At 54.9% G+C, this 11623-nt stretch carries 12 protein-coding genes; 8 read left to right on the top strand and 4 right to left on the bottom strand.

Annotation, left to right across the window (positions count from 1 at the left end):
- Window positions 1–540 precede the first annotated feature (540 nt).
- From E6C51_RS19430 to ptsN, 4 genes are all read left to right on the top strand, one after another.
- On the top strand, window positions 541–1461 hold the full coding sequence (locus E6C51_RS19430) for a DMT family transporter (RefSeq protein ID WP_230987481.1): 921 nt from the start codon (window positions 541–543) through the stop codon (window positions 1459–1461).
- A 206-nt stretch (window positions 1462–1667) separates the two neighbouring features.
- The gene (gene rpoN / locus E6C51_RS19425) at window positions 1668–3209 is read left to right on the top strand and encodes an RNA polymerase factor sigma-54 (protein ID WP_190237217.1); all 1542 of its coding nucleotides are present in this window, start codon (window positions 1668–1670) and stop codon (window positions 3207–3209) included.
- A 517-nt stretch (window positions 3210–3726) separates the two neighbouring features.
- Entirely contained in the window at window positions 3727–4293 is a 567-nt protein-coding gene (hpf, locus tag E6C51_RS19420) for a ribosome hibernation-promoting factor, HPF/YfiA family (protein ID WP_146932234.1), read from the top strand.
- Window positions 4294–4365: 72 nt separating this feature from the next.
- The gene (gene ptsN, locus E6C51_RS19415) at window positions 4366–4830 is read left to right on the top strand and encodes a PTS IIA-like nitrogen regulatory protein PtsN (protein ID WP_146932232.1); all 465 of its coding nucleotides are present in this window, start codon (window positions 4366–4368) and stop codon (window positions 4828–4830) included.
- 373 nt (window positions 4831–5203) lie between these two features.
- Here the strand turns inward: ptsN and grpE are convergent, their stop codons facing one another.
- Window positions 5204–5800 (bottom strand): nucleotide exchange factor GrpE, encoded by a 597-nt coding sequence (gene grpE / locus E6C51_RS19410; protein ID WP_146932230.1) that lies wholly within the window; start codon window positions 5798–5800, stop codon window positions 5204–5206.
- A gap of 123 nt (window positions 5801–5923) precedes the next feature.
- On the bottom strand, window positions 5924–7006 hold the full coding sequence (gene hrcA / locus E6C51_RS19405) for a heat-inducible transcriptional repressor HrcA (RefSeq protein ID WP_146932228.1): 1083 nt from the start codon (window positions 7004–7006) through the stop codon (window positions 5924–5926).
- A gap of 172 nt (window positions 7007–7178) precedes the next feature.
- Here hrcA and rph point away from each other — a divergent pair, with 172 nt between their 5' ends.
- The 4 genes from rph to hemW are packed head-to-tail and all read left to right on the top strand — an operon-like array spanning window position 7179 to window position 10166.
- On the top strand, window positions 7179–7898 hold the full coding sequence (gene rph / locus E6C51_RS19400) for a ribonuclease PH (RefSeq protein WP_190237216.1): 720 nt from the start codon (window positions 7179–7181) through the stop codon (window positions 7896–7898).
- A 10-nt stretch (window positions 7899–7908) separates the two neighbouring features.
- Window positions 7909–8331 carry a VOC family protein gene (locus E6C51_RS19395; RefSeq protein WP_190237215.1) on the top strand — a complete coding sequence of 141 codons (423 nt, stop codon included), beginning with the start codon at window positions 7909–7911 and terminating at the stop codon, window positions 8329–8331.
- 2 nt (window positions 8332–8333) lie between these two features.
- Entirely contained in the window at window positions 8334–8978 is a 645-nt protein-coding gene (gene rdgB / locus E6C51_RS19390) for an RdgB/HAM1 family non-canonical purine NTP pyrophosphatase (protein ID WP_146932221.1), read from the top strand.
- Between the two features lie 6 nt (window positions 8979–8984).
- Window positions 8985–10166 carry a radical SAM family heme chaperone HemW gene (gene hemW / locus E6C51_RS19385; RefSeq protein ID WP_146932219.1) on the top strand — a complete coding sequence of 394 codons (1182 nt, stop codon included), beginning with the start codon at window positions 8985–8987 and terminating at the stop codon, window positions 10164–10166.
- A gap of 58 nt (window positions 10167–10224) precedes the next feature.
- On the opposite strand, the gene lptB is transcribed toward hemW, so the two are convergent.
- Both lptB and E6C51_RS19375 read right to left on the bottom strand, forming a co-directional pair.
- Entirely contained in the window at window positions 10225–10938 is a 714-nt protein-coding gene (gene lptB / locus E6C51_RS19380) for an LPS export ABC transporter ATP-binding protein (protein ID WP_230987484.1), read from the bottom strand.
- A 113-nt stretch (window positions 10939–11051) separates the two neighbouring features.
- Window positions 11052–11615: an LptA/OstA family protein gene (locus tag E6C51_RS19375; RefSeq protein WP_146932215.1), complete on the bottom strand. Its 564-nt coding sequence runs from the start codon at window positions 11613–11615 to the stop codon at window positions 11052–11054.
- Between the last annotated feature and the right edge of the window lie 8 nt (window positions 11616–11623).

The raw sequence follows: 11623 nt of genomic DNA, 5'->3' as shown, positions 1-11623 counted from the left end.
CTCGATAAACCGTTCCAATCCGTGATCCTCTCCATAACGGGTGGATCATCTCAAGAATCCAAAAGTGGGCTGCTGGCAACAACAATATCGCGCCAAACATGCAGTTCCATATGCGATTCGCCTGCCCACAAGAAGGGAGATCGACAAAAAGCAGTCCTATTGCTCAACAGCATACGTCCTACTGCATAATTCCTTAAATCCTAATCGATTTAAGGTAAAAATTATGAAGCATATTCAAAGCGTTACAGCGCTGTGCGTTTTATAAAACGCACAGCGCTGTATGTGTCGGAAATCACAGGTTCATTGTTAAAAACCAGCGGGAGCGCCTGTCCGATCTCCCTCCTTGTGGGGGAGATGGCTGGCAAGCCAGAGGGGGGTAAACGGCACATAAAGGCGTTTGCGTCGTGTACTGTGGTTCAATTTGAATCTGACAGGCTCTCGACTTATGCCAATGTAGAAAAGAAGTCTGTCTGCTTTTCGGGTGGATGCTGGCCACGAAGTCGCTACTGTGGTTTTTAACCAGAACAGTAGGATACCGTGATGCAAAAGCAGATGAGCATGCAGGAATGGGCGATGCTGGCGGTGCTCTCCCTTCTTTGGGGCGGGTCATTCCTGTTTATCGGCATTCTCGTCAAGGTTTGGCCGCCGTTTACGATTGTCACAGCGCGGGTGGGGCTGGCCGCTCTGGCGCTGTGGATCATCGTTCGCGCTTCAAGCGTGACCATCCCCAAGAGCCCAAAGGTGTGGCTCGCCTTTCTGGGCATGGGGCTTTTGAACAATGTTATTCCTTTTTGCCTGATTGTCTGGGGCCAGACCCGCATTCCGGGCGGCCTCGCCGCCATTTTCAATGCCACCACTCCGCTGTTTGGCGTCATCATCGCGCATTTTCTCACCAATGATGAAAAGCTGACTGTCAATCGCCTGATCGGGGTTCTGGTCGGCTTTGCTGGCGTGGTGGTGATGATTGGCCCAGCGGTGTTCAGTGGCTTTGGTGGCGATACGCTGGGGGAGCTGGCTGTGATGCTGGCCGCGGTCTCCTATGCCTTTGCCGGTATTTTTGGCCGCCGGTTCAAAGCCATGGGCTTGCCGCCGCTTTTGCCAGCAGCAGGGCAGGTGACGGCATCCACAATTGTACTTTTGCCGGTCGCACTCTTGCTCGACAAGCCATGGACCCTGCCTGTTCCGGGGCTGGAAACCATTGGGGCCCTTCTGGGGCTGGCGCTCTTGTCCACGGCGGTTGGTTATGTGCTGTTTTTCAAAATTCTGGCAACGGCTGGCGCAACCAATCTGATGTTGGTCACCATTCTTATTCCGCCCAGCGCCATCGTTCTCAGTGCCATTGTGCTGGGCGATCATGTGGAGCCAAGGCATTTGGCAGGCATGGTGCTGATTGGACTTGGGCTTATGGCCATTGATGGTCGTATCTGGCGGCACTTGCGCAAGCGCTGGGTGGTGACATAAACGACTGCCGCCAATCTTATGATCCGCTGCGGCAAAAAGAGCATAAAAAAGCGGACCCACTGTCATGTTATTTTCATGAGACACGCTTCTGTGGCTTGACCAAAACCAATAAAAAAGCAATTTTTGGGCCAGTTCAGATTTCCAAAAATCCAAAACGGGAACAAAAGAAGTCCGAGAGGGAATTGTAGGGGAGTTTTTCGTCCGCCATGGCCCTATCTGCCAATCTTTTCCTTCGTCAAAACCAGTCTCTGGTCATGACGCCGCAGCTGATGCAGTCTATTCAGTTGTTGCAGATGACCCATTTCGAGCTTCTTCAGTTTATTGCTCAGGAAGTCGAGAAGAATCCCCTGCTGGAAATTGCGCCAAATGATGACTCTGTGGGCAGCGGTAGTGATAACACCCGTGATGCTGACGTTGAAGCACCGGCCCACACGTCGGCTGCCGATGGGCTGGAAAGCGATTGGTATGAGCGCAGTGGCGATGGTGCGCTGAGTGATCGGCTTGATGCCAATTACGATGCCAGTTTTGGCGACGATGGTGGTGGCCAAAAACTCGACTCGCCCGAAATGCTCGGTCAGTGGAAATCCATGCCGGGCACGCTTTCAGAGAGCAGCGAAGGCTATGATCTCGATGATTTTGTGGCGGGTAAGGTGTCGCTGCGCGAACATCTCGGTCAGCAGCTTCCTTTTGTGTTGTCGTCACCGACTGATCGGCATGTCGCGCTGGTGTTGATTGATCAACTGGATGATGCGGGCTATCTGCGCGTTGATCTGACGGAGGTGTCGAGCCAGTTGGGCGTTCAACTCCGCGATGTCGAGCGGATTTTGACGGTGCTGCAAACCCTGGAGCCAGCCGGAATTTTTGCCCGTGATCTTGGTGAATGTCTTGCCATTCAACTCGCGCAGCGCGATCGGCTTGATCCGGCCATGGCGACATTGGTGAAAAATCTCGACCTGTTGGGCAAACGCGATTTTGCCTCCCTCAAGCGCCTGTGTGGTGTGGATGAGGAAGATCTGCTGGATATGCTGGCAGAAATTCGCAAGCTCAATCCCAAGCCCGGTGCGGGCTTTGAAAACAGCGCTTCAGAAACCGTGATCCCGGATGTTTTGGTGTCAAGCGGGCCGGACGGCAGCTGGCTGGTGGAGTTGAATGCGGAGACTTTGCCGCGTGTGTTGGTCAACAATACCTATTTTGCCCAGATCAAGCAGAATAGCACCAAGGCCGAGGGCGATCAGGGGTTTCTGGCAGACTGTTTGCAAACAGCCAATTGGCTGACCCGCAGTCTAGATCAGCGCGCCAAAACCATCATGAAAGTGTCTTCGGAAATCATTCGCCAACAAGATGCCTTCCTGCGCCATGGTGTGGATCATCTGCGGCCGCTGAATCTGAAAACCGTGGCGGATGCGATTAAAATGCATGAATCGACCGTCAGCCGTGTGACCGCCAATAAATATATGCTGACGCCGCGCGGGCTGTTTGAGCTGAAATATTTCTTCAGCGTGTCGATTGGTTCCGCTGAAGGAGGAGACAATCATTCCGCAGAAGCCGTGCGCCACCGCATCCGGGCGCTGATTGCCCAGGAAAGCGCCGAGAGCGTTTTATCCGATGACGATATTGTCGAGAGCCTGAAAAAGGGCGGTGTGGAGCTGGCGCGCCGCACCGTGGCCAAATATCGCGAAGCGATGAATATTCCCTCTTCGGTGCAAAGGCGGCGCGAAAAACGCGCACTTGCCAAAAACGCCCCCTGAAACCAGACGCCCCCCCGAAACTAGGCGCCCTCGGAAACAAAATACACGCTGAAGCGCTGAGAGATCTCTTGGCGCATTTTGAGCCTCGATTGGGGCAATTGTGGCAGAAATCGACAAGCCTTGCGTGTTTCTGTGTTGGCAATCTAGTCCACAGTGTGTCTCTGCCCGGATGTCGCACCAATTTTGGTCTTTTTAGGTGAGATGATTAACAAAACGTTGACATTTTGGTAAAGGGTCGTTACTGCGTAGCTCCCAAAAGCGGAACCGATTTTGGGATGGCATTATGTATAAAATCAAACGGTTACGTGAGCCGTGCGGGATAAAAATATGTGCCTCGCACAATGGGTTTTGCCACAAACTCTCCCCGTTTCCTCGAAAAATCTAACTTTAGTATGATGTGATAAGCTCTTGCCCGCAGACGTTCAAGAGGGTTTTGTCTTTGCTGACAGAATCGCTTGGATGTGCCTCGAGGTTGGCGTAAACTCATTTTGTAAATCACGATAAGAAGGGAAACTCCATGAGTGTACGCGTCACCGGCAAGCATATGGAAATTGGCGATTCTTTCCGCGAGCGGATTGAAACCCAGATCTCAGATGCCGTAAGCAAATACTTTGACGGGGGGTATTCCAGTCAGATCACGGTTACCAAATCAGCCTCGCGGTTTTCCGCAGACTGCGCCGTGCATCTCGATACGGGTATCAATCTGCATGCAACAGGCGAAGCTGTTGATCCCCAGGTGGCTTTCGATAGCGCCGCCGAGCGCATTGAAAAGCGCTTGCGCCGCTACAAGCGCAAGCTGAAGGATCATCATAGCGCGCCCAACAGCACCGAAATTGGCTATACGGTGATGGATGCAGTGCCGGAGTTGGACGAGGAGGTGCCGGAGGATTATGCACCAACCATCGTGGCGGAAAGCACCAAGAAGCTGAAAACCATGTCTGTCGCCAGTGCGGTTATGGCACTGGACATGACGGACGAGCCTGTGGTTCTGTTCAGAAGTCCGGGCAAGGAAGAGTTAAACATCGTCTATCGTCGTCAAGACGGAAATATCGGCTGGATTGATTCTGCGACAATAAAGGGCTGATTGGCCCCTTCGAAAGCGGTGGCCAACCACCGCTTTCTCTCGATTTCTGATGGTGGGATAAGGATTTTCAAAATGGCCTTGGCAGATTTGCTGCAGCACGATGCGATCATACCCGCCCTGAGGGTCAATTCAAAAAAGCAGCTCCTTCAGGAATTGGCCGCCAAAGCCTCTAAACTCATCGGAATCCCGGAGAAGGATATTTTTGATGTCATCCTCCAGCGTGAAAAGCTGGGGTCCACCGGTGTTGGCAATGGCATTGCCATTCCGCACGGAAAACTGACCAATATTTCCAGTATTCAGGGTGTTTTTGCCCGTCTTGATACACCGATTGATTTCGAAGCCCTCGACGAGCAGCCGGTTGATCTGGTGTTTCTGCTTCTGGCTCCGGAAGGCGCGGGTGCCGACCATCTGAAAGCTTTGTCGCGCATTGCCCGTGTGCTGCGCGATCAGGATCTGGTTGCCAAGCTGCGCGCCAGCGACAGCGATACCGCCATCTACACTTTCCTCAATCAGGATCAGGCTTCTAACGCGGCCTGAATGCTCCTGCATAATTCCTTAAATCGGAGTGGATTTAAGGAGAAAATTATGCAGCAGCTTAAAAGTGCTACAGCGTCCTTTGTGCGCCATATATGGTGAGAGGCGCTGTAAGAGGTCACGATACACGACGCGTCTATTGGTGCGCTTTAAGAACCCCTCCCCAACCCTCCCCACAAGGGGGAGGGAGTCTGTTGCATCCCGTGCAAGCGCATGATTTCTCACCATAAGTCGTTCAAGGGAACAGTCTGAGAGACGTATCGAACGACCTTTTCCATCTTGTTGGCACGGTGCTGTAATGCTCTGCAACGCCATAAAAAAGCGCCGCGCAAAAAATGCGCGGCGCTTTTTTGGATGCTCAATTTTCGGATGAACTTCAGGCAATCTCGCCCTTCGGGCCGCCCTTGGCAACGCCAACCATGGCCGGGCGCAGCACGCGCTCGCCAATGGTGTAGCCAGCCTGCACCACCTGCGTGACCGTGTTGTTTGGAACATCAGGGTTTGGCACTTCGAACATGGCCTGATGGAAATTTGGATCGAATTTCTGGCCTTCTGGCTCGATCTTCTTGACACCGTGGCGCTCAAGCGTGGAGAGCATGGCGCGCTCGGTCATTTCCACGCCTTCGATCAGCGCTGCGAGGCCTGCCTCGGCGGATGCACGGGCTTCTGCGGGCACGGCTTCAATGGCGCGACGCAGATTGTCGGAAACGGCAAGCATATCGCGGGCAAAGCCCGTCACAGCATAGGCCTTGGCATCCTTGACATCGCGCTCTGTGCGACGGCGCAGGTTGTCCATATCGGCGGCAAGACGCAAAAAGCGGTCCCGCAACTCGGCATTTTCAGCCTGGAGGCTGGCCATCATATCGGGTTCCTGCGCGTCATTGTCCGCCTCTGGGGCGTCATCATGCATAGGTGCTTCTGTCTGCGCTTCTGCGGCAGCGTCAGGTCCGTTTTTGTTGGTTTCGTCGGTCATGACGTTCTCCGGAATAATGGTTTCGTGTCCGTGCCCGATATCAGGGTTCGGGGACGAAAAATCAAGGGTTCAATGGTGATCGGGGTGTTTGAAGGCATGATTAAAAAATGCGGGCATCAAGAATCAATGTCCGTTGCGGGTAAGCTTGGCCATGACCTGAGCGGTGTAATCCACCATGGGCACGATTCGTGAATAGTTGAGGCGGGTAGGACCAATAACGCCAACGGCCCCGACAATGCGGTCATCACCATCGCGGTAGGGAGCGACAATCAGCGAGGAGCCAGAGAGCGAAAACAGCTTGTTTTCCGAGCCGATAAAAATCCGCACGCCCGGGCCGCTATCCGCGAGATTTAAAATCTCGATCAGGCTTTCCTTGCGCTCCAGATCGTCAAACAGCAAACGCAGGCGGTCTATATCGTCCGCCCCGGCCACGCCCTCCAGCAGATTGGCACGACCGCGCACAATCAGCCGCGTGGCTTTGTCGCCATCCTCTCCTGCCCAGATGGCCAGCCCGCGCGCCACGAGATCTTGTGAGAGCACATCCAGCTCGGTTGCCACCTGCTCTTTCAGCTTCACCAATTGGCTGCGCACTTCATGCAGGGTCTGCCCGCTCAAATGGGCGTTGAGAAAATTGGCGGCCTCGGTCAGTTGCGAGGCGGTAACACCAGCCGGCAGCTCGATAATACGGTTTTCGACCTGATTATGCTCGCCCACCAGCACAGCCAGCGCCTTGGTGGGCTCCAGGCGAATGAACTCCACATGTTTCAGGGCCGGGTCAGCCTTGGCGGCAACCACAAGCCCCGCGCCCCGCGACAGGCCGGATAGCATGCGGCTGGCTTCATTATAGAGGGTTTCGACGGTTTGATCTTCGGAAGAGCGCATCTGCCGCTCAATCGAGCCGCGCTCATCCTGTGTCAGGCTGCCAACCTGCATGAAGGCATCGACAAAGAAGCGCAGACCCGTCTGGGTTGGCAGACGACCAGCGCTGATGTGCGGTGCATAGATCAGGCCCAGCTCTTCCAGATCGCTCATCACATTGCGCACAGAGGCTGGCGAAAGCGACATAGGAAGAATGCGCGACAAATTGCGCGACCCCAAAGGCTCGCCCGATTCGAGATAGGTTTCGACGATCCGTCGAAAAATCTCCCTGGATCGTTCGTCCAGTGCTGTGGAGACATCTCTTGCCGTAATCGTACTCTTCCCCATGTTCAATCAAATCACCCATCATTTTCACGTCTTAATATAATCGCTGATTTACCGATCACAACGGCTTTTGCGGATGAAGTGCTTCTTTCAAAGCCTCATACCGGCTTTTCCTTTGCAAAACACCCGAACGACTCGTAGAAGGCAGCAACACAGGTCTGTTGAGGAGATTAAAATGCGGCCATCAGGCAGAAAAACCGATCAGATGCGCAAGGTATCCTTTGAGCGCAATGTCTCCAAACACGCCGAAGGCTCCTGCCTCGTCAAGTTTGGCGATACCCATGTGCTGTGCACGGCAAGCCTTGAGGACCGCACGCCGCCATGGCTGCGCAACACCGGCAAAGGCTGGGTTACCGCAGAATATGGCATGTTGCCGCGCGCTACTGGCGAGCGCATGAAGCGTGAGGCAGCCTCTGGCAAGCAGAGTGGTCGCACACAGGAAATTCAGCGCCTGATTGGCCGCTCCTTGCGCGCTGTTGTCGATCTGGAAGCACTGGGCGAACGGCAGATCTCGATCGACTGTGACGTGATTCAGGCCGATGGCGGCACCCGCACGGCTGCGATTACCGGCGCATGGATTGCTTTGCATGATTGCCTGAAATGGATGGAAAGCCGCAACATGGTCAAGGTTGATCGTGTTTTGAAAGATCACGTGGCCGCCGTCTCCTGCGGTATTTTTGCCGCGCAATCGGTGATCGATCTGGATTATCTTGAGGATTCCTCCGCCGAAACCGATGCCAATTTTGTCATCACCGGGGCTGGCGGCATTGTTGAAATTCAAGGAACGGCCGAGGGCAAGCCCTTTACTCAGGACGAGTTCCTGACACTTCTCGGCTTGGCCCAAACTGGCATTTCCGAACTGGTGGCGCTGCAAAAGCAGGTTATTGCAGGTTAAGGGGTCGGTTATGACGATCGGCATTGACGGCATTTTGGAGACAGCGCTTTACGTTGACGATCTTGAGGCGGCGGAAGCGTTTTATGGCGGCGTTCTGGGGTTGGACGTGGTGATAAAACAGCCGGAACGGCATGTGTTTTTCCGCTGCGGTCCCGGCATGCTGTTGCTGTTCAATGCCGATCACTCCCGCATTCCTGCCGGGCCAGATATGCTGCCTGTGCCAGCCCATGGCGCTCATGGGCAAGGCCATGCCTGTTTTCGCATGGCACGGGCAAACATGGATGGCATGGTTGCGCATCTTGGCAAGGCCGGTGTTGCCATTGAGGCCGATTTTCTGTGGCCCAATGGCGCGCGCTCGATTTATTTCCGCGATCCGGCGGGCAATAGTTTGGAATGTGCCGAAGATCGGCTGTGGCAGATTGATGAGGATTGAACATGCGCAAGCTTGAAACCAAAACCATTGTTGTTGCCAGCCATAACGCTGGCAAGATTGCGGAAATTGCTGATCTGATCGGGCCGTTTGGTTTTTCGGCCAAGTCGGCCAAGGAATTGGGCTTTGTGGAGCCAGAGGAAACCGGCACGACCTTTGAGCAAAATGCCGCCATCAAGGCGCTGGCCTCTGCCAAGGCGTCAGGCCTGCCTGCTCTGTCGGATGATTCCGGTCTGGTGATTGACGCTTTGGATGGCGCGCCCGGCGTTTACACCGCCAATTGGGCCGAGCGCGAAGACGGCAGCCGCGATTTTCAAATGGCCATGGCAAAGGTGGATCAAGCGCTGCGCGACAAAGGAGCAACTGAGCCTGCGGCCCGCAGCGCCCAGTTCGTCAGCGTGTTGTGTTTGGCTTGGCCAGATGGTCATACCGAGTTTTTCCGTGGGCACGTTGAGGGCACGATCATCTGGCCACCGCGCGGCACAGCTGGCTTTGGCTATGATCCGATTTTCCAGCCAAAAGGCTATGCCACCAGCTTTGGCGAAATGAGTGCGGAAGAAAAGCACGGCTGGAAGCCGGGCGATCCAGAGGCCCTGTCACATCGCGCCCGCGCCTTCAAGATTTTTGTCGAAACCTGCCTGGACGCCTGAGGATTTATGGCCGAGCCAACATCGCTTCTTCTTCCAGATACCGGTGAGCCGGGCTTTGGCATTTATATTCATTGGCCGTTTTGTGCTGCCAAATGCCCGTACTGTGATTTTAACAGCCATGTTCGCCACCAAAAAGTGGACCAGGTGCGCTTTACCGCTGCCTTCCTGAAAGAAATGGAGCGGATGCGCAGCTTGAGCGGTCCCAAAACCGTGACCAGTATTTTTCTGGGCGGCGGCACACCGTCTCTGATGGACCCGTCGACCGTGGGCGCATTGCTGGATGGCGTTGCCAAATATTGGACCATGCCGCGCGGCATTGAAATCACCATGGAAGCCAATCCCACCAGCGTCGAAGCCGAGCGGTTTCGCGGCTATCGTGCAGCGGGCGTCAACCGCGTCTCCTTGGGTGTGCAGGCGCTCAATGACGCGGATTTGAAGTTTCTGGGCCGGATGCATTCGGTGGAAGATGCCTTGAAGGCGGTCAAGCTGGCGCGTGAGATTTTTCCGCGCATGTCCTTTGATCTGATCTATGCTCGCCCCAATCAAACCATTGCCGCTTGGGAAGAGGAGCTGAAACAGGCGATCTCTTATGCGGTGGATCATCTGTCGCTCTACCAGTTGACCATCGAAGAGGGCACGCCTTTCTTTGGTCTGCACAAGGCTGGCAAAATCATCACGCCCGATGAGGAGCATGCAGCCCAGCTTTATGAAGCGACCCAGGAGATCACCGCCCGCGAAGGTCTTCCTGCCTATGAAGTGTCGAACCACGCCAAACCCGGCGCGGAAAGCCGCCATAACCTGACCTATTGGCGCTACGGCGATTATGCGGGCATTGGCCCCGGAGCCCACGGCCGCCTCACACGCGGCCATGACAAAATGGCAACCGTGACCGAAAAGCACCCGGAAACCTGGCTGGAACGGGTGGAAAAGCACGGCGATGGCATGATCGAGCAGGATCTGCTGGGGCCTGACGAGCAATCGGATGAACTGTTGCTGATGGGGCTTCGTTTGCGCGAGGGTGTCGATCTTGCCCGCTGGCAGCAGTTGTCTGGTCGCGATCCGGATCCAGAGCGCGAGCAGTTTTTACTGGAACACGGATTTATCGAGCGTCTTGGAAATTCCCGCCTGCGCTGCACGCCCAAGGGAATGCTGGTGCTGGATGCGGTGGTGGCCGATCTGGCCTGCTGATTGCACGATCCGAAGGCTCTGCGTCCCGTTGTCGGGACGCAGCAAGGCTTTTACCCCATCAGAGACTGAACTTCTCACCCAGATAAAGTCGGCGCACATCGGGATTGTTGACGATATCGTCGGCCCGACCATGGGTCAGCACTTCGCCCGCGTGGATAATATAGGCGCGGTCAATCAGACCCAAAGTTTCGCGCACATTATGGTCGGTGATCAACACGCCAATGCCACGCGCTGTCAAATGGCGCACGAGGTTTTGAATATCCGACACGGAAATCGGATCCACACCGGCAAAGGGCTCATCCAGCAGCATGAAAATTGGATCGGTTGCCAGCGCACGGGCAATTTCCAAGCGCCGCCGCTCACCACCCGAGAGGGCAACGGCGGCTGATTTGCGCAGCTTTTCGATGTGAAATTCGGCCAAAAGCTCATTGAGCTTATGTTCGCGCTTGTCCTTGTTCTTCTCGTGCAATTCAAGAACCGCACGGATATTGTCTTCCACCGACAGCCCACGAAAAATCGAGGCTTCCTGTGGCAGATAGCCGACGCCAAGGCGTGAGCGCTGATACATGGGCATGGAGGTGACATCATTGCCGTTGATGGCAATGGTGCCAGTGTCCACCGGCACCAGTCCGGTGATCATGTAGAAACAGGTGGTTTTGCCAGCACCATTGGGGCCGAGCAAACCGACAGCTTCACCGCGCCGCACCACAAGGGACGCGCCATTGACCACACGCCGCGTGTTATAGGTCTTGGTCAGACCATGGGCAATCAACGTTCCGTCATAGCGGTTCTTTTCGCGTTCACCCGATAAAGGGGCCGCTGCGTTCTCGCTCGATGCCGGAGGTTTTGAGTTTAAACCGGGAATTTTCACTTAGAGATCCGAAATCATTGTTTTTGTTGGGACTTGGGATCCAGCTGAATCTGCACCCGCTTGCCGCAGCTATCCAGCTTGGCTTCACCAGAGGTCATTTGAACTGTCAGCTTACAGCCAACAAACACATTGCCACCCTCTGAAAGCACCACCTTGTTGCCAGTCAGCGTAAAGACCTGACTGTTCATGTCAAAGTGGCCCTTGTCGGCGGTTGCCTGCTGGGTGGCGGTGTTGATGATGACATCGCCCATGACATCAATTGTGTCGATCTTGGCGTCGCCACTGGTCACGGCAGCCCCTTGACCCTTGTATTTCACCACCATGTCCTTTGAGCGCATGGTGGTGGCCCCCTGAACAACCTTCACATTGCCGTTGAAGTTGGCGGTGTTGGTTTGCTGGTGAACCTCCAGATTATCGCTCTCGATCTGGATTGGCTTGTCACCGGACAGTTTAAGCCCGTCCATATTGCTGGAAGTTGTCTGCGCAAAAGCTTGACCCGCCATCGCACTCAGGCATAGGCCTGCTGCAACCATGGTGTGGGCAAAGCAAAAGGAAATGCGACGGTGGCTTTGCGTCATGATCTGTT

Source organism: Gillisella terrae (assembly GCF_004801395.1).
GTDB lineage: Bacteria > Pseudomonadota > Alphaproteobacteria > Rhizobiales > Rhizobiaceae > Allorhizobium > Allorhizobium terrae.
The sequence above is the reverse complement of the archived record's forward strand: the minus strand, read 5'-3'. Positions and strand labels throughout refer to the sequence as shown.